This is a genomic window from Kribbella rubisoli (assembly GCF_004217145.1).
Lineage (GTDB): Bacteria > Actinomycetota > Actinomycetes > Propionibacteriales > Kribbellaceae > Kribbella > Kribbella rubisoli.
The window spans coordinates 783179-804719 of record NZ_SHKR01000012.1; the positions used below are offsets into that span (position 1 = coordinate 783179).

Genomic DNA, 21541 nt, shown 5'->3' on the forward strand with positions numbered 1-21541 from the left:
AGCGAAGCGAGGGGGCGGGGTCTTTTGTCCTTGTTCTTTCTTTCACTTCTTGAGCAGGCCGTTCACCTTGGACTGGGCGTCCGCCAGTGCCTTCTCGACCGTCTTCCGGCCTGCTGCGGCCGCGGTCAGTTCCTGCGTCACGGTGTCCTGCATCTCCTGCTGACGTTCGATGACCGGAGGCAGGATCGGCTGCTCGAGCGCCGTGAAGACCGCCTCCCGGTTGGCCGGCTTGGGCTGGTCGAGGTAGCTCTTCAGCTTGCTCTCGTCAGCGATCGGCGGCAGCTCCCACGACGACGCGAGCCGCGTCTTCGTGGTCTCGTCGGACGACGACAGATAGGTGATCCACTTCTGTGCGGCGTCCGCGTTCTTCGATGCCGCGTTCACCACCAGGCCGTTCGCGAACATCGCCGACGCCTTCTGGGTGTTCCCCGGCTCGACCACCACATCCCAGTCGAACTTCGCGCCGGCCAGCGCGGAGAACATCCAGATCCCGGTGTGCCACATCGCGAGCTTCCCGGACGTGAACAGCTTCGTGTCGAAGTCCGGCGTACCGGCGCCGTCGGCCTCGGTCGGCATCGTCTTGCCGACCTTGTCCACCAGGAACTTCGCCGCCTCGACACCCTGCGGAGAGTTGAACGTCGCCTCGGTGCGATCGGAGTTCAGGAACGCGCCGCCGTTCTGCGCGAGCACCTTGTAGAACTCGTTGTACGACACCGGCTGGTAGTCGCCCCACACCTTGGTCGCCTTGTTCGTCAGCTTGGCGGCCGCGGCCTGCTCGTCCTTCCAGCTCCAGTCGGCCGTCGGCTCGGCCACCCCGGCCTGCTTGAACAGGGCCTTGTTGTAGAACAGCACGACATTCGAGAACGACTCCGGTACGCCGTACTGCTTGCCGTCGGAGTTGAAGGCGTCGTACAGCGACTTCTTGTAGACCGACGCGTCGACGCTCTTCAGCTCTGCCAGCGAGCCGTTCTTCGCGTACGTCACGAAGTTCTCGTAGTTGAGCTCGAACGCGTCGGCCGCGGTGCCGCCGGCGACCGCCGTCTGCAGCTTGGTGAAATAGTCGGCGTACGGCACGGTCTCGACCTGCACCGTGATGTTCGGGTTGGCCGCCTGGAAGGCGTTGACGATCGCGGTCAGGTCCTTCTCATGACCGTCGTTCGACGAGAAGTTCATGTACCGCACGACCGACTTGCCCTCCGGCGCGGCGGCCTGCTTGGTCGCGGATCCCTGCCCGCAGGCGGTCAACGCGAGCGCGGCGGTCAGCCCGACGGCCGCGAATTTCACTAGGCGCATGATGAATGTGTCCCCTCTTACTTGATGCCGGTGTGTGCCACACCGGCGATGATGTGGCGCTGCGCGAGCAGGTAGATGACGGCGATCGGCACGATCGAGACGACCGAACCTGCCATGACGACGTTCCATTGGGTGGTGAACTGGCCTTGCAGCGTGGACAGGCCGAGCGGCAGCGTCATGAACTCCGGTGACCGGATTACCACCAGCGGCCAGAGGAAGCTGTTCCAGCTGCCCATGAAGGCGAAGACCGCGACCGTCGCGAGAGCCGGCCGGATCAGCGGCAGCACGATCGTGGTGAAGATGCGCAGATGCCCGGCGCCGTCGATGGTCGCCGCCTCGTCCAGTTCGGCGGGTACGGCGCTGACCGCCTGCCGGAGCAGGAACACACCGAACGCGGAGGCGATCGTCGGCGCGAGCAGGGCGAAGTACGTGTCCTGCAGATTCAGCGTTTTCATCTCGATGAACAGCGGTACGACGAGCACCTGCAGCGGGACCATCAACGTTGCCAGGTAGCAGCCGAAGATCACGTTCTTCAACGGGAAGTGCAGGCGGGCGAACCCGTACGCCGCCATCGATCCGGTGATCAGCTGGAACCCCGTCGAGGCGATCGCGATCAGCAGCGAATTCACCAGGATCCGCCAGATCGGCATCGCGTCGAGCAGCGTCCGGTACGCGTCCACGGTCGGGTTGTGCACGATCAGTTTCGGCCCGTCGGCCAGGGAACCGTCCGGGGTGATCGAGGTGATCACGGTCCACAGGAACGGGAAGAGCATCACGGCCGCGCCGGCCACGACCGCGGCGTACAGACAGAACCTACGCATAGTGCACCCACTTCCGCTGGCCGCGGACCTGGAGCACGGTGATCAGCAGGATCACCGCGAACAGGATCCAGGACAAGGCGGAGGCTTCACCCGCGCGTCCGTACCGGAACGTCAGGTCGTAGATGTGCCCGACGACCACCTGGCTGCTGCCCGACGGTCCGCCGCCGGTCATCACGTACACCTGGTCGAAGACCTGGAAACCGTTGATCAGTGAGATGACCACGACGAAGAACGTCGACGGCGACAGCAGCGGCAGAGTGATCCGCCAGAACCGTTGCCATGCGTTCGCACCGTCCACGAGCGCGGCCTCGTACACGTCGGACGGTATGGACTGCAGCCCGGCGAGCAGGATCACCATGACGAACCCGAGATCCTTCCAGGCTGAGGACAGGATCACCGCCGGCAGCGCCCAGTGCGGGTCCGTCCACCAGCCGGGTCCCGGCACTCCGAAGAATCCGAGGATCTGGTTGACCAGTCCGTTCGCGGGGTTCAGCAGCCATTTCCAGACCAGCGCGACGACTACCCAGCTGGTCACGACCGGCAGGAAGTACGTCGCCCGCAGGAAGGCGCGACCCTTCAACCGCTGGTTCAGCACCAGCGCCAGCGCGAGCCCGCCGGCGTACACCAGAGGGAGGTAGCCGACGACGTAGACGAGCGTGTGCAGGAAGACCTGGCGCGTCGTCGGGTCGGTCAGCAGGTTGGTGTAGTTGTCGAGGCCGACCCACTGCATCGGTGAGATCAGGTTCCATTTGTGCAGGCTGACCCACAGGCTGGACACCATCGGCACCAGCGTGAACGCGACCAGCGGGATCGCGCTCGGCAGCAGGAAGAACAGCACCCAGCCCAGTTTCTTCGCCCTCACGAGGCTCCCAGCCGGGCGCGGACCAGACGGCTCTGCTCGCCCCCGTTCCCGGCGGCGTCGAACGGTGACGCCAGCACCAGCGACGCCGCTCCGCGGGCCCACTGGTCCTCCGTCCACGGCTCGACCAGTACCTGCACGTTTTTGCGGGCCGGCAGCAACGACCGCCGGAAGGACGGCTCGAACCCGCTCTGCCAGAACTCCCATCCGTCCACCCCTTCACCAAGCAGTACGACGACCTCCGGGTCGACCGTGTGGATCACGCCGGCCAGCGCGCGACCGAGCAGCTCGCCGGCCTCGGCGTACACCGCCCGGGCCGTCCCATCCCCAGTTGTTGCTGCGCGCAACAGTCCGGCGAGGGTGCCGCGCGGACCGATCACGCCGCGGTCGCGCGCCGTGCGGGCGAGTCCGTCGGCGCCGATGTAGGCCTCGAGGCAACCGGTCGAGCCGCAGGTGCAGACCGGTTGGTCCGCGTCGGCCCAGACCGGGATATGGCCGATCTCGCCGGCCCCGCCGTTGGCGCCGCGGTAGATCGCACCGTCGACGACGATCCCGCACCCGATCCCGCGCCCGATCGTGACCACCAGGTACGACGAGTGCTCGCGGCCGATCCCGTACAGGCGTTCGGCCGCGGCGAGCGTGTTCACGTCGTTGTCGACGAGCACCGGCGTACCGACGGCTTGCCGCAGGATCGGCCCGACCTGCGCGGCCCGCCAGCCCAGGGTCGGCGCGTCGACGATCCCGGACGCCTGCGAATCGACGGACCCGGGGACGCCGACGCCGACGCCGAGCAGCTCGTCGTCGAGCCCCGCGACCTCCGAGGTCAGGATCCGGCCGAGCCGGTCGAGCGCATCGGTGGCCGCCGGATCGTAGTCGTGCGACCGGCTCGAGCGAACGGTGCCGTCGAGCTCGACGGTCACCACCGCGACGTGGTCCGCGGTGACCTTCGCGCCGAGTGCGACGCCGGCCCGGCCGGCCAGACCGAGAAGGCGCCTCGGCCGGCCGCCGTTCGACGGGACGGACTCGAGCTCCTCGACGATCCCGCGCGCGATCAGATCCTTCGTCACCTGCGTGACGGTCGCCGGACTCAGGTCCAGGCTGCGGGCGATGGCGGTCCGGGACGTGGGACCACGGGTGCCGAGCAGTACCACGATGCCGGACGGCACCAGCTCACCACCGCGAGGGCTCTGACCGCTCACCGAATCACTTCCTTCAGGACTAAATTTAGTCCGAAAGTAAGCATCTCGGCCCGGCCTGTCAAGAGCTGCGTGCGGCGGTGTGCCGGAAGAAAGCTCCGAGTGACAGTGACTTTCATTTGATCTGAGATCACCGTCACAGCCGGTCATGTTCTGAGTAAGGACTCTGTGAAGAATCGGTCCTGACGGCCTGCTCGGGTGGGGATCATCGCGGGCCTGACCGTAAGTTCGATTCTTGGGTGGTCCGTCGAAGTCAGGAGTGAACGAAGTGCTACGGGGCTCACGGGGCGTGCCACCGGCATGCCCACAACCAGCGGATCCGGTCTGACCGTGATCACGCTGAACAAGATTCTCGGCGCGGCCGGGGTGGTGCTGCTGCTCGTCGGCGGCCTGCTCGGGTTCCGCTCGGTCTCGGCCAGTGGCACCCGCTGCGGTTCGGCCTTCCAGCCGGCCGGCGGGATCACGCCGATGGCCTGCGACAACGCGCTGAACGGTGCGAGCACGCTGGTCACGATCGTGATCAGCGTCGGTGTGCTGTGCCTGATCGCCGCCGTCGCGGTCAAGGTGGTCCGCGATCGGACTCACGCGAAGGTCGCCGCCTGAAGCAGGCTGCTCCCGTTGTGGCGCCGCTGTGGCAGGGTGCCGGGGTGACGATCGAACCGTTCCGGCTGGATGTGCCGGAGAGCGAACTGGACGACCTCCGCCGGCGCCTCGATGTGGTGCGCTGGCCCGCTGAGCTGCCCGGCGCGGAGTGGTCCCGCGGCGTCCCGTTGGCCTACCTCCAAGACCTGGTTACCTATTGGCGCGACGGGTACGACTGGCGCGCTGCTGAAGCGCGGTTGAACGAGTGGCCGCAGTACACGACTGTGATCGACGGGGCTCAGGTCCATTTCGCGCATGTTCCGTCGTCGGATCCGTCGGCGGTCCCGCTCGTTCTCACCCACGGGTGGCCGGGGTCGGTCGTCGAGTTCACCGAGGTCGCGAAGCTACTGACCGACTTCCACCTGGTGATCCCGACCATCCCGGGGTTCACGCTGTCCGGCCCGGTGCAGGAGTCCGGCTGGGAGTTCAAGCGCGTCGCCCGCGCGTGGACTTCGCTGGTGACCCGGCTTGGTTACGAGCGGTACGGCGTACAGGGTGGTGATTGGGGTGCGGCGATCTCCCGCGAGGTCGGGCGGATCGATCCCGAGCGCGTGATCGGCGTACACCTCAATCTCATCCCTGGTGCGGGCGCTACGTCCGAGCCGACCTCCGAGGAGCTTGCGCCGCTCGATCCTGCCGAGCGGGAACGCACGTGGGCGTCGTGGCGTCGGCAGCAGTCGTTCGCTTCGGAGCAGCAGGGGTACGCCGATCTGCAGTCGACGCGACCGCAGACGTTGGCTTATGCGTTGACCGATTCGCCCGTCGGGCAGCTGGCGTGGATCGCGGAGAAGTTCGCGACCTGGTCGGATCCGGCGTCGCCGATCGACCGCGACGCGCTGCTCACCAACGTCATGCTGTACTGGCTCACGCGGACCGCGGGATCGGCCGGTGCGATCTATTACGAGCGCGCGCATGCGTCGTACTGGGGCCAGCCCGCCGAGCCATCCCGTACGCCGACGGCGCTGCTCGACCTCGCGCACGAGAACTTCATCCCGCTGCGGCACAAGGTCGCCCGCACCGACAACGTCGTCCGCTGGACCAGCCATCCGCACGGCGGCCACTTCGCCGCTCTCGAACAGCCCGCCGTGCTGGCCGCCGACATCCGGGCGTTCTTCAGGGCTTGAGAATCAGCTTGCCGGTGGTCCGACGGGCCAGGAGATCCTCATGCGATCGACGGGCCTCTTCGAGCGGGTACTCCGCACCGACGAGCGGGCTGAGCTTCTTGGCAGCGGTGAGTGCGAGGAGCTCGGTCAGCGGTTCGACGTACCCGCCGGGGAGATCCATCGCCGGGACCAGCCAGAAGCCGGCGACGGAAAGGTTGCGCTGGGCAAGCGCGCTGGGGTCGACGGACGGTCGTCCTTCGCGGCCGGCGTTGCCGTAGTTCACCAACCGGCCGAACCCGTTGAGGCATTCGAGTCCGGCCAACATTGTTGCCCCACCGGTCGAATCCAGCACGACGTCGACGCCATCGGTTGCCTTGAGCACTCTTTCGGCGTATCCGACAGGGTTGTTGTCTATAGCAACATCCGCGCCGAGCTCGATCGCCAGCTCCCGCTTGGCCTTGGTCGACGCTGTCGCGATGACCTGCCCGGCCCCGAAGTACTTCGCAAGCTGAACGGCCAGCGACCCGACCCCGCCCGCGGCTGCGTTCACCAGGACGGTCTCGCCGGGGCTCAGCCGCGCGCTGTTCTTCAGCACGTGCCACGCGGTCAGTCCTTGGATGAGCAGGGCGAGCGCCTGCCCGTCACTGACCTCATCCGGTACGTCGACCGCGCGGCCGGCCGGCGCGACGGCGTACTCGGCGTACCCGCCGCCCGTCTCGAAGATGGGGGAGAGGATGCGGCGGCCCGCGTCGGTGCGGCCGACGATCTCGACACCGGGGACGAAGGGGAGCTTGACGCCGCCGCGGTACGAACATCCGTGCGATGCGTGTCTGCGAAGTTCACCCCGGCCGCGGTCACCTCGACGAGGAGCTGGTCCGGTCCCGCGACCGGTGGGTCGAGCTCGGTCGGGACGAGGACCTCGGGACCGCCGAACTGGGTGACCTGGATCGCGCGCATGGGGGTGTCTGTCCGTTCTGCCGGGCGAACTATCGTTGCCGCATGAGTTTTACCGGTTTTCCGGCGGCGGCGCTGGATTTCTACGACGATCTCGAAATGGACAACACCAAGTCGTTCTGGACGGCGCACAAGCAGGTGTACGAGGAGTCGGTCCGCGCACCGATGACCGCGCTGCTCGCGGAGCTCGAGGAGGAGTTCGGTACGGCGAAGCTGTTCCGCCCGTACCGCGACGTCCGCTTCGCGAAGGACAAGACGCCGTACAAGACCCACCAGGGCGCGTTCATCGACCTGGCTCCCGCGACGGGCTGGTACGTCCAGGTGTCCGCCCCCGGCGTACGAGTAGCCGCCGGCTTCTACGACGCAACCTCCGAGCGCCTCGCGAGAGTCCGCACCGCCATCGACGACGACCGCCGAGGCAAACAACTGGAAAAACTCCTCGCCAAACTGACCCGAGCCGGCTGGACCGTAGGCGGCGACAAACTGAAAACCAGCCCCCGGGGCTACGACGCAGACCACCCCCGCATAGACCTGCTCCGCCACAAATCCCTCACGGTCTCCAAGTCCTACGGCTTCGAGCCCATCATCCACACCCCCGACCTAGCCACCCAGATCCGCACCGACTGGCAGTCCACCAAACCCCTCCTAACCTGGCTAACCGACAACAGCTGATCCGCGGGACAGCCCCACGCACGCTACGCAGCCGCTTCCTTCGTCGCTCCGCTCCTCAGCGCACCTGCTCCGCGCGCTCCCACCCACCCCCGGCTCCCGCCGTGCATCCCTGCGGGCTACCGCCCGCCCTTCACTCGCTACCGCTCGCGACCGACCGCGGGTAGTCCCGCCCGCCGCCACGATCGAACAGGCTCGCGATCGCCGGAGATGGCGGGATCGGCAGCTCGCGGGTAGCGCGAGCTTTGGCGGCTTGATGAGGTCCGCCCCGACCCCGCCGGTCGGGAAGGTGTCGACCCGGAGACGAGCGTACGGAGCGTGATGGCTCTTGTACCATACGAATCTGGGTACACGTAACTCCGTGGATCTCGGATCTATGGCCGTCGGATCGGCTGATTCCGCCGAACATGTACCTTCTCGGGCTCGAAAACGAGAGGTTGTGGAAAGTGCCGAGGGCTGCTGGTCCGCCGACTGTTCGGCTTCGTCGGCTTGCGGCTGAGTTGAAGCGCCTTCGCGCCGAGGCACAGCTGACCCGCGAGCAGGTCCAGGAGCGGAGCGGCGTCAACCAAGGCACCCTCTGGCGCATCGAAAAGGCCAGGCCAAACCCCACACCGGTACCCTCGAAACCCTCTTCGACCTGTACGACGTGCCCGAAGCCCGCCGCGTCGAACTGCTCGAGCTGGCTCGTGGCGGGAAGCAGCCCTGGTGGCTCCGCCAACTCAAGGACCTGATGCCGCAGAGCTATGCGGCATACATCAGCTTCGAGTCGGAGGCCAAGGTCGCGCACAACTACGAATCGCTGTTCGTGCCAGGTCTGCTGCAGACCGAGGAGTATGCCCGCGCGGCTCTCGTCGACGGCCTGCCAAGGGACTCGGAGAAGTTCGAGCTGAGTGTGCAGACAAGGATGGAGCGCCAGCGCGTTCTTGGTCGGCGCGAGGACGGACGCGATCCGCTAGAGCTCTGGGCGGTCCTCGACGAAGCCGCCTTGCGCAGAGAGGTCGGCGGGCGGTCCGTCATGCGCGCCCAACTCGGCCGACTGCTGGAAGTGAGCGAGCGCCCGAACGTCACGCTGCAAGTGATTCCGTTCGATCGCGGGACACATCCCGGCATGCTCGGCGCCTTCGTCCAGCTGAGGTTCGGTTCCGTGGCACCCGACATCGTCTACGTGGAGAGCGTGGCCGGTGACATCTTCTTGGAGGCCGAAGCGGAGATCGACCGGCACAGCCTGGTCTTCGATCACCTGCGGGCGACAGCGCTCAGCCCGCGTGACACCAGCACGTTCATCGCCACGCTGATCGCCCAGTGAGGTTATCCACAACCTCGCATTTCAGCTCTCCGACGGTACTGCGCCACACGGATTCGACGTTCGGCTCGCCCCTCCAGCCCGCAGAGATTCGGATGGTGCGGCCTGTGCTGATCTCCGTACGGTCGTTGCATGACGACCTCAGCGACGAGCCTGGCGGTCTCGGCCGGCAGCTCGACAGGGCCGAGGTCGGGGGCGCACCGCGTGCTCCATTGCTACGCCCACGAACACCTCGCTCCTAAGCTGCTGGACCTCGTCGCGGTTCAGGAAGCCGCAGCCCGGGCCGCGATCGAACGCGGCTTCGTCCTCGGCGCGCTGTTCGTCGAAGAGGACAGCTCGGGTACGGCGATGCAGGCGCTCATCGATGCCGTGTCGTCCCAACCCGGCCGTACTGCGATCGCAGTGCCCCATCGCGGACACCTGATTCCGCTCGGCCGTCCGTACGAGTGGCAACAGTTCCTCGAAGAAATCACCCGCCACCCACTCGTCTTCACCGGACGCACCCCATGAACAGCGGGGCGGGCATGCCGGACTCCTGTCACCCGTGCCCGTCCCGCTTTCCATACCTCGCAGATTGGAAGAACCGGCCATGCCCAACATGCCGACCGGACGTCCGCAGGCGACTGTCGATCAGGCCCAGAAGACCTGGGACTGGCGGGTCTCAGCGTTCGAAGTCTTTGCGGATGTCGGTGAGGATGTCGCGGGTTTTGTTCGGGGGTGGGGCCGCGACGCAGCGGGCTTCCATGGTGGCTGTGTACTGGTCGAGGTCTTCCAGCTTGTCCAGGTACAGGGCGCTGGTGAGGTGCTCGATGTACACCATGTCGGGCAGGTCCTGCTCCGGGAAACGCAGGATGCTGTAGGCGCCGCCGGTGGCTGCGTGGCCGCCGACGCTGAAGGGCATCACCTGGAGGGTGACGTTCGGCAGCTGGGAGGCGTCGATCAAGTGGTTGAGCTGCTCGATCATGCTCTTGACGCCACCGATCGGCCGCCGAAGTACTGCCTCGTCCACGACGGCCCAGAGGCGAACTGGCTCCGGCCGGGTCAGGACGCCCTGGCGGTTGGTCCGCAGCGTCACGCGACGCTCGACCTCTTCGCCGGGGATCATGCCGCGACCCAGCTGGACGACGGCACGAATGTAGTCGGGTGTCTGCAGCAAGCCCGGAATGAACTGCAACTCGTAGACACGGATCAGCTGCGCCGCTGCCTCGAGGTCCAGATAAGAGTGGAACCAGCTCGGCAGCACGTCGCCGTACCGGTGCCACCAGCCGGGGTTGTTCGCCTCGCGCGCGAGACGAAGGAGCCGCTCGCGCTCTTCCTCGTCGTCGAGCCCGTAAAGACTGAGTAGGTCGCCGACGTCGCGTTCCTTCAGGCCGACGCGGCCCAGCTCCATCCGGCTGATCTTGGACTCCGACGAGCGGATCTCCCAGCCGGCGTCGGACCGGCTGATACCGGCGGCCGCCCGCATGCGGCGAAGGTGCGCTCCGAGAATGACGCGCAGCGCGGTCGGTCCGCTTTGCGCGCCCGACTCCGTCACCCCAACCTCCCAGCGGCCCCAGCGGTCTCCATCAACAGCAACCTCACCCGCAAGTGCACATCATCGCACGGCACGGCTCTGATCTGCCGAAGTTCTTACAAAAGAGCGGCGAATCCGCAGCAGCGATCACGGAGCGTAAGAGTAGCCGATCCGCATCCCGCCCGATTTGTCAGTACATATTAGCTCAGAAGCACGCCGTCGAACACCGTTCGGCGACGGTCGATCCAGCCTGTTTCAGGCGTGAGGAGCACCGAATGGGGTTCGTTGTGGTCTCGAATTGGAAAACGTGCGGATGCACGTGCATCGGGCGCTTGCATTCGTCGCGTGCCGACGCCATGATTGCTTCATGCACAGAAGGTGAGCTGAATCTCGCGAAACGTGACATCGCGTGATCCGGCAGGCCGGTCCTTACAGAGCGCCAATGGCCCCCCGTTGGCTTGACTGGTTGGGGAACCCGAGTCGATGAACGACAACGACAGTGAAGTTGTGGAGCAGACCGCCGGCATGGTCGACGGCCGCGCGCCCGAGGAGCTGACGGAGCGGGAGATCCAGGATCTGGTTGCGCGTTGCCCCGAGCAACAGCGCTGGGCCTTCGAGGGCTGGTTGCGCGGTGTTCGCCAACTCGACGGCGACCCCATCGTGAGCCTGGCTCCATGACCACCGACAGAGCAGTAGGAGGACGGAAAATGGTGCGGATCTGGCTGGGCGACCACCTGATCGCCGAGTACGTCGCCGAGCCGGACCGCGCATCGCGGTACCAGCGGGTGATGACGCCGAAGTTCACCGGATTGCGAATCACCGTTGACAATGCGGCCACCGGGAAGGCATCCGAGCTGCCGAGCGAACAGCTCTGGCCGCTCACCGTCCAGTAGTTCCGTACTCGCCCCTCAGACACGCCAGGGCTGACTCTCGCCGGAGAGTCGGCCCTGGCGTTTCCATGTCTTGTCCCGGCCGCGCAGAGCCGGATCTGCGCAGCCGCCGACCGACCTGGTGACCACAGTCGCCGTACCGGCCTTCAGACCGATCTGAGGGCATACGAAAGGGCCCCTTCGTCACTCGCCTGGCGAAGGGGCCCTTGCTTTTCGTGTTGCCCAGTACTGCTCTGTGATGCTCAGGCGAGGTAGTCGAACTCGCCGTCCTGAACGCCGCCGAGGAACGCCTCGATCTCGGCCTTGGTGAACACCAGGGCCGGGCCGTCGGTGAAGCGCGAGTTGCGCACCGCCACACCGCCGTCCGAGAGCTTCGCAACCTCGACACAGTTGCCGTTAGGGCCGCTTCGCTGGCTCTTCTTCCAGATCAGCTCGCTGTTCGAGTCGCCGGGCATGCCGTTGTAGATCGCAGTCATCAGCTGCACCTTCCATACGTCCTTGGCATATGCACGTGCATTTGGCCTTGCATCTGCATCGTACACACTTTTGGGTCACGTGTCCGCTCCCTTACTTCGAGTGACCGTGTCGCGGTCAAACACCCGTTGGACGGCGTGTCCGGTCGCGATCAGTGACGGTTTCTAAGTCCGCGCATGAGAAGCAACCAGGCGGGGTACGGTCTCTCTTGCAGGCATGACCGTGGTTCAGCGAAGTGCCACGCCGTGACGAGACAGTCGCGAGGTCATACCAATGGTTACGAGCATCATGGAGCGGGTTTCCACCCGCTGCGCCACTCCGGCCGATCGGGCCGCACGTGAAGCAGCCACCCGGGAGCTGATGGAACGCCGGGCTGCCAGTACCGCCGAAGGCGAACGGCAGGAACTTCTCGAACAGGTCGTCGAGCTCAACCTGGAAATGGCACAGGGCATCGCGCGCCGTTTCCGCGGGCGGGGCGCCGAGGCCGACGACCTGGAGCAGGTCGCGTACCTGGGGCTGGTGAAAGCAGCCCACCACTACCGGCTCGAGGCGGAGACCCCGTTCATCGGGTTCGCCATCCCGACCATCCGCGGCGAGGTCAAGCGGTACTTCCGCGACTGCGCCTGGACGGTCCGGATCCCGCGCCGGCTGCAGGAGATGCAGGGAACGATCGCAACCAAGCTGCCGGAGCTCGAGCAGCAGCTGAACCGCGAGCCGACGCCGGCGGAGATCGCCGAGCACCTCGAGGTCGAGGTGATCGAGGTCGAGCAGGCGCTCGCGGCGAAGGGCTGTTTCAACGTGTTGTCGCTGGACCGTCCCGCCGAGGCCGACGCCGAACTGACGCTGGCCGACGTGGTCGCCGACGACGATGACGCGAGCATCGATCAGCTGGAAACGGTCGAGATGCTGGAGCCTGTGCTCGCCGATCTGGGCGAGCGTGACCGCCGGATCCTTCAACTGCGCTTCATCGAAGGCTGGACGCAGTCGGAGATCGGCAACGACATCGGCGTCAGCCAGATGCAGGTATCGCGGGTCCTGCGCCGGATCCTCGACGACCTGCGGGACAAACTCGCCCCGGTCCAGGCCGCGGCCTAAGAGTTGCCCGCAGCAACCGTGCCCTGATCGTAGTAGAGACGCCAGGTGCCGTCGGTCCGTCGCCACAGAGAACTGCGGCGGACCGGCGCACCACCTGTACGACGGGACACGTACGTCACCTGCACGAGGTCATCGCCCAGCCGGACCTGGCGACCTCGGTCGCTTCGACGGCCAGAAGCTCCCACCTCGGCAAACTCCGGATCCAGCAGTAGGTCAACTCTAGACTCGCGGGTCGCTGAACCTCTCCGTCGGTGGCGGGTGGCGGCACAATGGGAGAGGACGAGGGGATACGTAGTTGCTGTTGGCCTTGCGCATGTTCAAGACCGTGCCCGCGGACGCGGTCTCGGTACTGCGCGCGTACCCGCCGTTGGTGGTGTGCTTCGCGGCCGCGCTGACCGGCACCGCCGTGGTGTTCGACGTCTTCTATCTCGTCGCAAGCCCCGGCCTCACGCTGGCACTCGTCTATACGGTGCCGGTGCTCGCCGGTCTGATCGCGGGACTCGTGGCCGCGGCCGACGACGTCGGGCTCGAGCGGCGAGTGCTTCTTTGTACTGTCGGCTTGGCAATCGCCCTCGGCATCACCAACTCGATCGTGGTGGCGATGATCGCCGCGATGTCCCGCACCGACCCGTCGAACTGGTCGTCCGGTGGCCAGTCCGTCCTCTTCGCCGCCTGCTCGGTGCTCGCCGTCGCGCTCTCGATCGTTGCCTGCAGCAAACTGATCGATGCGCTCGGCATCGAACTGCGCACCGAGTTGCCGCATCGCCGCCGACCCGTCCCGGCTCCGACGGTGTTACTGGCACCGCGGCCGCGAGTGAGCAAGGAGTCGGCCGCGCGCGCCCAGCCCGCTCCGCCACCTCCTCCGCCGGTGGCCCCGCAGGATGAGGAAGAGACCATTCCGGTCTTCGTCCCGCCACCCCTCAAGGTCGTCGATCCGGAGGAGGCCCGCCCGGTGACCCCGTCCGGCCAGATCACGCCCCACACTCCCCGCATACGCCGTGCTCCTCGCCGCAGCAACAAGCCCGGCCGTCGCCCCGGGACGTAAGCTGCGAGACTGATCCTGTGTGGGATCTGGTGATTGTGGGCGCCGGCCCGGCGGGAGCCGCGGCCGCGCTGGGGGCGTTGGGGGCGGATCCGACTCTGTCGGTGCTGCTGGTCGATCGGCACGACTTTCCGCGGGACAAGGCATGCGGTGACGGGATCGCGCCGCACGTACTCGATCTACTCGCGGACGTCGGCGTCAAGGGGATCCTCGACGACTGGACCCCGGTACGGCGGTTTGTGCTGAACCGCGGGAGCGCCGGCGTGGATCGCGAGATGTCGCGCCCGACCTGGGTGGTGCCGCGGATGGTGTTCGACCAGCGGCTCGTCGAGGCGGCGCAAGCGGCCGGGGCTCATTTGATCCGGCGACGGGTCCGCGGCCTCGCGATCCAGCGGCAGTCCGTCACGGTCGACGACGACCTGCACGGCCGGTTCGTGGTCGGCGCGGACGGCGCCCATTCCGTCGTACGGCAGGAGCTCGGGACGAAGCCCGGTCCGGTCGCGCTCGCGATCCGCGGCTATGCGCCGACGCCGGCCGCGCGGGCGGCGAGTCAGGTGATCGCGTACGGTCCCGGCCGGCAGCCGTCGTACGCGTGGTCCTTCGATCGCGGCGACGGCTGGTCGAACGTCGGGTACGGCGAACTCCTCGCCGGCACCCGCCCCACGCGAGCCGACCTGCTCAAGAACCTCGAGACGCTCCTGCCGGGAGCGACCGACGGCGGCGAGTCGTGGTGGGGCCATCACCTGCCGCTCGCCGGCTGGTCCTGGCGACCGCAGAGCGGACCGGTGCTGCTCGCCGGCGACGCGGCCGGTCTGATCAACCCGATGACCGGTGAAGGCATCTATTACGCCGTCGCGACCGGGTTGCTCGCGGGCCGCTCGATCGCGGACGCGCTGCGGACAGGCGACTCGGACGCGGGTACGCCGTACCGTCGCCGCACGTCCCGCCTGCTGTCGAAGCACCTGCGCCACACCGCGCTCGTCGCGCAGCTCAGCCGCTCCAACCGGATCCTCGACGCGGGCATCCGTGCGGCAAACGCCAACCAGGGCATCTTCGACGACCTCGTCGAGCTGGGCCTCGCCGACGGCTACCTCACTCGCCGCCTGCTTCGGAAGCTGCTGCCTTGACGGCATAGTCGACCGCATCAGTCACACGCTCGACAGGCCAGTCCAACTTGGTCGCGAGCTCGTCGGGGGTTAGCAGCCGGTCTGCCTTCCAGAGGACAGCGAGAACCGCGAGACAGTCCTGGAAGCCCGCGCCGCCGGACATGTCCTCGCTGAGTCGCTGGAAGAACTCGGCCATCTGCGTCAGCCGCTCGCCTGCCGGGGTGTCGCGCCCGACCAGGGCGACGCCCTCGGCCGCGGTCTCGGCCCAGTTGAAGTTGGTCCGCGCGCTGATCTCCCACGCCATCAGCCAGACGTCCTCGGCGATCACGTAGTGCTGGAGCCGACGCTCCGGGTCAGGCTCGCGATGAACCATGCCCACCCGTTCGAGGTATCCGATCGCCTTCGAGATCGACGCCGGGCTCACCCGCAACTCCCGGACGAGATCGGCTGCCGCGAGCGTGCGCGAGTCCGATGTATAGAGCAGTGCGAGCACCCGCGACGCCATCCGCGGGAGTCCGCCGTCCACCATCATCTCCGCGAACCGCTCGACGTACGCCGCCCGCGGATCGCCGAGCCGGCTCGAGCCCGCCGTACGACGATCCGCGTCCGGCCGGCGTCGTCGTGCCCGCGAGGCCGTTGCGTAGTGCGCATGATCCGCCCGATAGCCACCCGCGCCGCCGTTGCGCGCGACCTCGCGGCTGATCGTCGACGTCGGCCGCTGCAGTTGCCGCGCGATCTCGGCGTACCCGAATCCGTCGGCGAGTCCGGCCGCGATGTCGAGCCGGTCCTGATGACTCAGCCTGCCTCCGGGCATCCCGTACCTCCGCGCGTTTACCGTCAGGTCATTGCAACGTATTGCATTCTCTTGCAGCCTCATTGCACAGAATGCCATGTACTACAGGGTTTTACGAGCTGAGGTCCGTCGATGACGATTGCCGATTTGGTGAACGCAACGTAGCTTCCGTGCCATGGTTCTAACAGTGGATGGCCTCCGGATGCGGTACGGCGACACCGAGGTCCTACATGACGTCTCGTTCGACGCGGGTGCCGGCGAGGTGATCGCGTTGCTCGGCCCCAACGGCGCGGGCAAGAGCACGACGATCGAGATCCTCGAAGGCTTCCGGCTCCGTTCGGCGGGCCGGGTCGAGGTGCTCGGCGTCGATCCGGCCGCGGGTGATGAACGGTGGCGGTCGCGGGTCGGCATCGTGCTGCAGTCCTGGCGCGACCACGGCAACTGGCGCGTGCGCGAGCTCCTGCACCATCTCGGTTCGTACTACGCGCCGTACGCGACACCGTGGCCGGCGGACGAACTGCTCGACGCGGTCGGGCTCGCCGCGCAGGCAAAGCAGAAGATCAGGACGCTGTCAGGAGGCCAGCGCCGGCGGCTCGATGTCGCGATCGGGATCGTTGGTCGCCCCGACATACTGTTCCTCGACGAGCCGACGGCCGGGTTCGATCCGGAGGCGCGGTACGAGTTCCACGAGCTGGTCCGGGGGCTCGCGGTCGATCAGGGTACGACGATCCTGCTGACCACTCACGATCTCGACGAGGCGCGCAAGCTCGCGCACCGCATCCTCGTCCTCGCCGCGGGCCGCATCATCGCGTCCGGTACTGCCTCCCAGCTGATCGCGGCGGCCGACGTCGGCTCGCTGGAAGACGCCTATCTGGCCCTGGTTCGACAGGAGCACCGATGAGATTCCGACCCGGTTGGCAGCGCGGGCTGATCGAGCTGCGGCAGTCGTTCACGAACCCGGCCGAGCTGACCAGCCACTTCCTCTGGCCGGTCCTGATGCTGATCGCGCTGTTCTTCCTCAGGCATCGCGACTTCGGCTCGACCGGCCTCCTGCTCGGTGCACTCGCACTGCCGAGCATCCTCGGCATGAACGCCGCGATGGGCATGGTCAGCATGAGTCAACTCCTCACGGCCGATCGCGCCGACGGGACGCTGCTCCGTGCGAAGGCCATACCAAACGGTATGGTCTGCTACCTCATCGGCAAGCTCGTCTCGGTCGCGGGCGGGCTGCTGGTCGATCTGGCGATCCTGCTGATCCCCGGCCTGATCATCGTCGACGGGATCGCACTCGGGTCGGCGCACTGGTTCACGTTGGTGTGGGTCCTGCTACTGGGCCTGGTCGCGACGCTGCCGATCGGCGCGGTCCTCGGCTCGTTGCTAACCACCGCGCGTTCCCAGGGCCTGATCCAGCTGCCGATGCTCGCCCTGATCGCGATCTCCGGCATCTTCTACCCGATCACCGCGCTGCCTGGCTGGCTCCAGTTCATCGGCCAGCTCACCCCGATCTACTGGATGGGTCTCGGCATGCGCTCCGCACTCCTCCCATCCGACGCAGTGACCGTCGAGCTCGCCAACTCCTGGCGTCACCTCGAAACCGCCGCCGTCCTCGGCATCTGGGCTGTCGCCGGCCTCCTCCTCGCCCCCGCCGTACTGCGCCGCACAGCCCGCCACGAATCCGGCTCAAAACTCACCGACCGCCGAGAACAAGCCCTCCGCCGCGTCACCTGATGGCCGGTCGCCTGATGGCCGGGCGCCTGGTGGTCGCGTCTGATGGCAGGTCGGATGATGTCTGGTCGGATGATGGAGGCATGATGCAGGCGTGGGTTGTCGAGCGGCCCGGTCCGATCGACGGTGGTCCGCTGCGGAAGGTGCGGCGTACGGTGCCGGAACCCGGGCCTGGTGAGGTTCTGGTGAAGGTCGAGGCCTGCGGGATCTGCCGCACCGACCTGCACCTCACCGAAGGCGACCTCCAGCCGAAACGTCCCGGCGTCGTACCCGGCCACCAGGCCGTTGGCACGGTGGTCGCCCGAGGCACGACGGACCGCCGAGGCACGGCCGACCAAGTCGCGGCTGGCGAGGGCTTCGCGACGGGTGAGCGGTTTGCCGTTGGGGATCGGGTGGGGGTTGCTTGGTTGCGGGGGACTTGTGGGGTGTGTGAGTTCTGTCGGGCAGGTAGCGAGAATCTCTGCGCGCGTTCGACGTATACCGGGTGGGATGCCGATGGTGGGTTCGCGGAGTACGTCGTGGTGCCTGAGGACTACGCGTATGCGCTGCCGACCGACCGGCCTGCGGAGGAGCTCGCGCCGTTGCTGTGTGCTGGGATCATCGGCTACCGCGCCCTGGTTCGCGCGAATTTGCCACCCGGCGGGCGTCTGGGGATCTACGGGTTTGGGTCCAGCGCGCATCTGACGGCGCAGCTTGCGAGCGCGCAGGGGGCCGAGCTGTTCGTGGTGACCCGTGGTGAGAAGAACCGCGCGCTTGCCCGCGAGTTGGGTGCGGCCTATGTCGGCGACCGGCCTCCGGTGGCGCTGGATTCGGCGATTGTGTTCGCGCCGGCCGGTGACGTGGTTCCGCAGGCGCTTGAAGCGCTGAAGCCGGGTGGGACTGTGGCGGTCGCCGGCATCTATCTGTCGGACGTACCGGTGCTGAACTACGAGCGGCACCTCTTCCACGAGCGCGACCTCCGCAGCGTCACCTCCAACACCCGACGCGACGGCGAGGAACTGTTCCGCCTCGTGGCCCGCCTGCCGGTCAGAGCGCACACGACGGTCGTCCCGTTCGACAAGGTCGACGAAGCTCTCGCAGACGTCGCCCACGGTCGCGCGAGCGGCTCTCTGGTTGCTGTCCTCGACGGTTGAACCGCATCGCCCCGCGGCACGTTTCAACTAGATAGGTGAGCGTTAGAAATCGGTGAAGATTCCGCCGGGCGGGCCGGCTGAACTTCAGACCTGACTGCTAGCTGCGTTAGATTTGATCAAATCTTACCGAGCTGCCAGGGAGCGTGAGCATGCATAGATGGGATCCGGCCAGGCAACAGTGGTCGATCCTTGCTGCCGCGCCCCGAGAGGACGGCCGGTGCTGAGCAAGGTCCTCGGCGCGGTGGGTCTTCTCCTGCTGGTCGTCGGGGCGGTGTTCGCTGTTCGGCCGGTGCATGTCGGCGGTGACGGCTGCGGCTCGGTCTTCCAGCCCGACAAGGGCATCACGCCGATGCAGTGCGACGCCCGGCTGAGCAGCCGCGGCAACCTGGTCACCGGCTTCGGCGCCGGCGGCGCGGCCCTCATCGTTGCGGCCGTGGCGGTCGCCGCGATCCGCGACCGCCGCACCCGCGTCCCCTCCTCCTGACGGTCTGAGGCACCGATGGCGGGTTGTTCCGTCGCTGACGCGCTACAAGCCGCCATCGACGAAACAACCCGCCATCGGGCTCAGCGGACGCCGTCGGCGCGGATCACGGCGCCGAGGACCTCGTTGAAGGCCTCGGTCGAGGACGGGTGCGTGTAGATCGAGTCGCGCAGTTCGGCGGCCGTGATGCGGTGCCGCATCGCGAGCGTGACCACGTTGATCAGCTCCTGCGCGTCCACGCTGAGCAGCGCCGCCCCGAGGATCTGGTCGGTCTCAGCGTCGATCACGAACTTCATCGCGCCGCGGGTCTCCTCGACGATGTACGCGCGCGGCATGGCGACGATGTCCGCGACGTTCTCCATCCCGATCCGAACCCGGTACCCCGCCGAACGCGCGGCCTTCTCGGTCAGCCCGACGGTCGCCAGCGGCGGCGACATGAACAGCGTCTGCGGTACGGCGACCCGATCGGCCGTCGATCGCTTCCCGCTCCCGAGCAACTGATCCACCACGATCCGGCTGTCATCGAGCGAGATGTAGGTGAACTGCGGTCCGCCGTTCACATCACCCAGCGCGAAGATGTGCGGCTGGCTGGTCCGCAAGTACGAGTCGACCTCGACCGCCCCGCCCGCCGTCGTACGGACACCGGCGTTCTCGAGCTTCAACTCAGCGATGGCAGGCGCCCGTCCGGTCGCGGCCAGGATCGCGTCGACCGTGAGCGTGTGCTCGCGACCGCCCTTGCGGTAGACGACGGTGTCCTCGTCGCGGATCTCCAGTACTTCGGCACCGGCGACGATCTCCACACCCTCGCCGGTCAGGATGTCCGCCGCCACAGCCGCGACGTCGTCGTCCTCGCGGCCGAGGATCCGGTCCGACGACTCGAGCACCGTGACCTGCGTCCCGAACCGGCGGTAGATCGAGGCGAACTCGATGCCCTGGTACCCGCCGCCGATGACGGCGAGCCGACCGGGCAGGTGCGCGGTGTGGATCAGGTCGACGTTGGTGACGGTCCGCGGGCTCTCGCGCAGACCCGGGATATTCGGGATCACCGACTCCGATCCGGTGTTGATCAGGATGGTCTCGGCGACGATCCGTACGTCGCCGACCGCGACGGTGTGCTCGTCGACGAAGGACGCCGTACCGGTGAGCACGGTGATGTTCTCGGCCTCGTTCAGCGCGTTGTAGTTCCCGGCCCGGAACGTCGACGTCAGCGCCTTGACCTCGGCGATCGACCGCTCGAACCACTCTTCGGGCGAGTCGTCCGGCCGCCGCTTGCTGGAGTGGTGGACCAGTTGCTTGGTCGGCACGCAGCCGACGTTCGGGCAGGTCCCGCCGTACATCTGGTCGGAGCGTTCGATCAGGATCACCCGACGACCGGCCCGGCCGAGTGCGGCGGCCGTCACCTTCCCGCCCTTGCCGAAACCGATCACGACGACATCTGCCGTCAGGTTGGAAGTCATGTCCTTGAGTCTGCGACCTATTCTTGAGACGGAACAGTCGATAAGAGCTCAATTTCCTGCTGAGGCGTCTCATGGATCTGATCAGCCATCTCATCGGGCCGGCCCGCATCGGGGCCACCGTCGACAAGCGCTGCCTGTTCGCGGCCGACACCGAGATGAAGGTTCCCGCGTACGCCGACGACGAGGCCGCGTTCCACTTCATCCTCGACGGTGAGTGCACGCTGGAGTTGCCCGACCGCGAGATCCAGTTGACAGCAGGCGACGCGGTCCTGCTGTCCGACAGTCCGGCGCACATCATCCGTACGTCGGGCGCGGGCCGGCCGCGGGCGTCCGTCGAGACACCGGGTACGGCGTTCGACACCGTGAACAGCCCGTCCGGCGAGGTGACAACGGACATCTTCTGCGGCCACTACACGGTCGCATCCGGCTCCGGCGTACTGCTCCTGCGCAGCCTGCCCGATCCGCTGGTCGTGTCGTTCGGCACCGATGAATCGGTCCGGACGCTCGCCGAGTTGCTGCGCGCCGAGGCCCGCGAAGAAGGCCGGGGTACGGCGGCGATCCTGGACTCGCTGTGTGCCGCGCTGCTCGCGATGATGCTCCGTCGCGGCGGACTGCCTGGCGCAGCCCCCTGGACCGCACTGGCCGAACCGCGGATCGCAGCCGCCGTCGAGGCGGTCCTCGACGATCCCGGCGCCGACTGGACCCTCGAGCGGCTGGCCGCGACCGCGTCGATGTCCAGGGCAACCTTCGTCCGGCACTTCGCCCGGCTGACCCCGATCAGCGTCGCCGCTTTCGTGACACAGCTGCGGATGATGGTGGCCGCCGATCTGCTGACCGACGCCGACCAGACGGTGGCAACCGTCGCCGGCCGGGTCGGGTACCGCTCGGAGTCGGCGTTCAGCAAGGCGTTCCGCTCGGCAACGGGCAGCACGCCCGGGAGGTACCGCCGTACGCTCGGGGCTTGACCTTGACACTGTGTCAAGCCGGAAGGT

26 protein-coding genes are annotated in these 21541 nt (G+C 67.2%); 17 read left to right on the forward strand and 9 right to left on the reverse strand.

The genetic code is table 11. The features are described 5' to 3' along the window. Window positions 1-42: 42 nt before the first annotated feature. Genes EV645_RS17970 through EV645_RS17985 form a run of 4 tightly spaced genes read right to left on the reverse strand, consistent with a single transcriptional unit; the run spans window position 43 to window position 4172 of the window. A complete protein-coding gene (locus EV645_RS17970) occupies window positions 43-1293 on the reverse strand; it encodes an ABC transporter substrate-binding protein (protein ID WP_130445035.1) in 1251 nt (416 codons plus the stop codon). A 17-nt stretch (window positions 1294-1310) separates the two neighbouring features. Continuing rightward, window positions 1311-2114, reverse strand: a complete 804-nt coding sequence (locus tag EV645_RS17975; protein ID WP_130445036.1) for a carbohydrate ABC transporter permease — start codon at window positions 2112-2114, stop codon at window positions 1311-1313. Beyond that, window positions 2107-2976 carry a carbohydrate ABC transporter permease gene (locus EV645_RS17980; protein ID WP_130445037.1) on the reverse strand — a complete coding sequence of 290 codons (870 nt, stop codon included), beginning with the start codon at window positions 2974-2976 and terminating at the stop codon, window positions 2107-2109. Before EV645_RS17980 ends, EV645_RS17975 begins: the two co-directional genes overlap by 8 nt. After that, entirely contained in the window at window positions 2973-4172 is a 1200-nt protein-coding gene (locus tag EV645_RS17985; protein ID WP_242000488.1) for an ROK family transcriptional regulator, read from the reverse strand. Before EV645_RS17985 ends, EV645_RS17980 begins: the two co-directional genes overlap by 4 nt. Before the next feature lie 297 nt (window positions 4173-4469). Here EV645_RS17985 and EV645_RS17990 point away from each other — a divergent pair, with 297 nt between their 5' ends. Together EV645_RS17990 and EV645_RS17995 are read left to right on the forward strand one after the other, a co-directional pair. Further along, window positions 4470-4772, forward strand: coding sequence for a hypothetical protein (locus tag EV645_RS17990; RefSeq protein WP_130445039.1), 303 nt, complete (start codon window positions 4470-4472; stop codon window positions 4770-4772). Between the two features lie 44 nt (window positions 4773-4816). Then, window positions 4817-5935, forward strand: coding sequence for an epoxide hydrolase family protein (locus EV645_RS17995; RefSeq protein ID WP_130445040.1), 1119 nt, complete (start codon window positions 4817-4819; stop codon window positions 5933-5935). Here EV645_RS17995 and EV645_RS42770 read toward each other — a convergent pair. Next, complete coding sequence (locus EV645_RS42770; RefSeq protein WP_242000489.1) at window positions 5925-6509, reverse strand: quinone oxidoreductase family protein; 585 nt, start codon at window positions 6507-6509, stop codon at window positions 5925-5927. The genes EV645_RS17995 and EV645_RS42770 overlap by 11 nt on opposite strands. A gap of 18 nt (window positions 6510-6527) precedes the next feature. On the opposite strand from EV645_RS42770, the gene EV645_RS42775 reads away from it, so the two are divergent. From EV645_RS42775 to EV645_RS18015, 5 genes are all read left to right on the forward strand, one after another. Further along, on the forward strand, window positions 6528-6917 hold the full coding sequence (locus EV645_RS42775) for a hypothetical protein (RefSeq protein WP_242000490.1): 390 nt from the start codon (window positions 6528-6530) through the stop codon (window positions 6915-6917). Next, window positions 6914-7540, forward strand: coding sequence for a DUF2461 domain-containing protein (locus EV645_RS18005; protein WP_130445041.1), 627 nt, complete (start codon window positions 6914-6916; stop codon window positions 7538-7540). The genes EV645_RS42775 and EV645_RS18005 overlap by 4 nt, the downstream gene beginning before the upstream one ends. A gap of 404 nt (window positions 7541-7944) precedes the next feature. Then, window positions 7945-8268, forward strand: a complete 324-nt coding sequence (locus EV645_RS43370) for a helix-turn-helix transcriptional regulator (RefSeq protein WP_198681668.1) — start codon at window positions 7945-7947, stop codon at window positions 8266-8268. Continuing rightward, window positions 8184-8843, forward strand: a complete 660-nt coding sequence (locus EV645_RS18010; RefSeq protein ID WP_198681669.1) for a DUF5753 domain-containing protein — start codon at window positions 8184-8186, stop codon at window positions 8841-8843. Before EV645_RS43370 ends, EV645_RS18010 begins: the two co-directional genes overlap by 85 nt. 129 nt (window positions 8844-8972) lie before the next feature. After that, window positions 8973-9350 (forward strand): hypothetical protein, encoded by a 378-nt coding sequence (locus EV645_RS18015; RefSeq protein ID WP_130445042.1) that lies wholly within the window; start codon window positions 8973-8975, stop codon window positions 9348-9350. Window positions 9351-9501: 151 nt separating this feature from the next. On the opposite strand, the gene EV645_RS18020 is transcribed toward EV645_RS18015, so the two are convergent. Continuing rightward, window positions 9502-10374 (reverse strand): helix-turn-helix domain-containing protein, encoded by an 873-nt coding sequence (locus EV645_RS18020; RefSeq protein ID WP_130445043.1) that lies wholly within the window; start codon window positions 10372-10374, stop codon window positions 9502-9504. 462 nt (window positions 10375-10836) lie between these two features. On the opposite strand from EV645_RS18020, the gene EV645_RS18025 reads away from it, so the two are divergent. Both EV645_RS18025 and EV645_RS18030 read left to right on the forward strand, forming a co-directional pair. Continuing rightward, the gene (locus EV645_RS18025) at window positions 10837-11031 is read left to right on the forward strand and encodes a hypothetical protein (RefSeq protein ID WP_130445044.1); all 195 of its coding nucleotides are present in this window, start codon (window positions 10837-10839) and stop codon (window positions 11029-11031) included. Beyond that, complete coding sequence (locus EV645_RS18030) at window positions 11028-11246, forward strand: hypothetical protein (RefSeq protein ID WP_233714578.1); 219 nt, start codon at window positions 11028-11030, stop codon at window positions 11244-11246. Before EV645_RS18025 ends, EV645_RS18030 begins: the two co-directional genes overlap by 4 nt. 239 nt (window positions 11247-11485) lie before the next feature. On the opposite strand, the gene EV645_RS18035 is transcribed toward EV645_RS18030, so the two are convergent. Next, window positions 11486-11719, reverse strand: a complete 234-nt coding sequence (locus EV645_RS18035; RefSeq protein ID WP_130445045.1) for a DUF397 domain-containing protein — start codon at window positions 11717-11719, stop codon at window positions 11486-11488. 271 nt (window positions 11720-11990) lie between these two features. Here EV645_RS18035 and EV645_RS18040 point away from each other — a divergent pair, with 271 nt between their 5' ends. From EV645_RS18040 to EV645_RS18055, 3 genes are all read left to right on the forward strand, one after another. Next, a complete protein-coding gene (locus EV645_RS18040) occupies window positions 11991-12812 on the forward strand; it encodes a SigB/SigF/SigG family RNA polymerase sigma factor (protein ID WP_130445046.1) in 822 nt (273 codons plus the stop codon). 313 nt (window positions 12813-13125) lie between these two features. Beyond that, complete coding sequence (locus EV645_RS18050; RefSeq protein ID WP_130445047.1) at window positions 13126-13857, forward strand: hypothetical protein; 732 nt, start codon at window positions 13126-13128, stop codon at window positions 13855-13857. A gap of 17 nt (window positions 13858-13874) precedes the next feature. Then, a complete protein-coding gene (locus tag EV645_RS18055; protein ID WP_198681670.1) occupies window positions 13875-14981 on the forward strand; it encodes an NAD(P)/FAD-dependent oxidoreductase in 1107 nt (368 codons plus the stop codon). Here EV645_RS18055 and EV645_RS18060 read toward each other — a convergent pair. Continuing rightward, window positions 14947-15774 carry a GbsR/MarR family transcriptional regulator gene (locus EV645_RS18060; protein WP_130445048.1) on the reverse strand — a complete coding sequence of 276 codons (828 nt, stop codon included), beginning with the start codon at window positions 15772-15774 and terminating at the stop codon, window positions 14947-14949. The genes EV645_RS18055 and EV645_RS18060 overlap by 35 nt on opposite strands. Window positions 15775-15928: 154 nt before the next feature. Between EV645_RS18060 and EV645_RS18065 the strand changes: the two genes are divergently transcribed. The 4 genes from EV645_RS18065 to EV645_RS18080 all read left to right on the forward strand — a co-directional run bounded on the left by EV645_RS18065 (window position 15929) and on the right by EV645_RS18080 (window position 19095). Beyond that, window positions 15929-16654 (forward strand): ABC transporter ATP-binding protein, encoded by a 726-nt coding sequence (locus EV645_RS18065; protein WP_130445049.1) that lies wholly within the window; start codon window positions 15929-15931, stop codon window positions 16652-16654. Further along, on the forward strand, window positions 16651-17481 hold the full coding sequence (locus EV645_RS18070; protein WP_130445050.1) for an ABC transporter permease: 831 nt from the start codon (window positions 16651-16653) through the stop codon (window positions 17479-17481). The genes EV645_RS18065 and EV645_RS18070 overlap by 4 nt, the downstream gene beginning before the upstream one ends. A gap of 80 nt (window positions 17482-17561) precedes the next feature. Then, window positions 17562-18611, forward strand: coding sequence for a zinc-dependent alcohol dehydrogenase family protein (locus EV645_RS18075; protein ID WP_242000491.1), 1050 nt, complete (start codon window positions 17562-17564; stop codon window positions 18609-18611). Window positions 18612-18828: 217 nt separating this feature from the next. Continuing rightward, window positions 18829-19095, forward strand: coding sequence for a hypothetical protein (locus EV645_RS18080; RefSeq protein ID WP_130445051.1), 267 nt, complete (start codon window positions 18829-18831; stop codon window positions 19093-19095). 80 nt (window positions 19096-19175) lie between these two features. On the opposite strand, the gene EV645_RS18085 is transcribed toward EV645_RS18080, so the two are convergent. Beyond that, a complete protein-coding gene (locus tag EV645_RS18085) occupies window positions 19176-20549 on the reverse strand; it encodes an FAD-dependent oxidoreductase (protein WP_130445052.1) in 1374 nt (457 codons plus the stop codon). 71 nt (window positions 20550-20620) lie between these two features. Between EV645_RS18085 and EV645_RS18090 the strand changes: the two genes are divergently transcribed. Beyond that, window positions 20621-21514, forward strand: a complete 894-nt coding sequence (locus tag EV645_RS18090; RefSeq protein ID WP_130445053.1) for an AraC family transcriptional regulator — start codon at window positions 20621-20623, stop codon at window positions 21512-21514. Window positions 21515-21541: the final 27 nt, after the last annotated feature.

Excerpts from the sequence above, each read along its gene's own strand:
- EV645_RS17970 (WP_130445035.1), bottom strand. The coding sequence starts at position 1,293 with ATGCGCCTAGTGAAATTCGCGGCCGTCGGGCTGACCGCCGCGCTCGCG.
- EV645_RS17975 (WP_130445036.1), bottom strand. The coding sequence starts at position 2,114 with ATGCGTAGGTTCTGTCTGTACGCCGCGGTCGTGGCCGGCGCGGCCGTG.
- EV645_RS17990 (WP_130445039.1), top strand. The coding sequence starts at position 4,470 with ATGCCCACAACCAGCGGATCCGGTCTGACCGTGATCACGCTGAACAAG.
- EV645_RS18005 (WP_130445041.1), top strand. The coding sequence starts at position 6,914 with ATGAGTTTTACCGGTTTTCCGGCGGCGGCGCTGGATTTCTACGACGAT.
- EV645_RS43370 (WP_198681668.1), top strand. The coding sequence starts at position 7,945 with ATGTACCTTCTCGGGCTCGAAAACGAGAGGTTGTGGAAAGTGCCGAGG.
- EV645_RS18015 (WP_130445042.1), top strand. The coding sequence starts at position 8,973 with ATGACGACCTCAGCGACGAGCCTGGCGGTCTCGGCCGGCAGCTCGACA.
- EV645_RS18025 (WP_130445044.1), top strand. The coding sequence starts at position 10,837 with ATGAACGACAACGACAGTGAAGTTGTGGAGCAGACCGCCGGCATGGTC.
- EV645_RS18030 (WP_233714578.1), top strand. The coding sequence starts at position 11,028 with ATGACCACCGACAGAGCAGTAGGAGGACGGAAAATGGTGCGGATCTGG.
- EV645_RS18035 (WP_130445045.1), bottom strand. The coding sequence starts at position 11,719 with ATGACTGCGATCTACAACGGCATGCCCGGCGACTCGAACAGCGAGCTG.
- EV645_RS18040 (WP_130445046.1), top strand. The coding sequence starts at position 11,991 with ATGGTTACGAGCATCATGGAGCGGGTTTCCACCCGCTGCGCCACTCCG.
- EV645_RS18050 (WP_130445047.1), top strand. The coding sequence starts at position 13,126 with ATGTTCAAGACCGTGCCCGCGGACGCGGTCTCGGTACTGCGCGCGTAC.
- EV645_RS18060 (WP_130445048.1), bottom strand. The coding sequence starts at position 15,774 with ATGCCCGGAGGCAGGCTGAGTCATCAGGACCGGCTCGACATCGCGGCC.
- EV645_RS18065 (WP_130445049.1), top strand. The coding sequence starts at position 15,929 with ATGGTTCTAACAGTGGATGGCCTCCGGATGCGGTACGGCGACACCGAG.
- EV645_RS18070 (WP_130445050.1), top strand. The coding sequence starts at position 16,651 with ATGAGATTCCGACCCGGTTGGCAGCGCGGGCTGATCGAGCTGCGGCAG.
- EV645_RS18075 (WP_242000491.1), top strand. The coding sequence starts at position 17,562 with ATGATGCAGGCGTGGGTTGTCGAGCGGCCCGGTCCGATCGACGGTGGT.
- EV645_RS18085 (WP_130445052.1), bottom strand. The coding sequence starts at position 20,549 with ATGACTTCCAACCTGACGGCAGATGTCGTCGTGATCGGTTTCGGCAAG.
- EV645_RS18090 (WP_130445053.1), top strand. The coding sequence starts at position 20,621 with ATGGATCTGATCAGCCATCTCATCGGGCCGGCCCGCATCGGGGCCACC.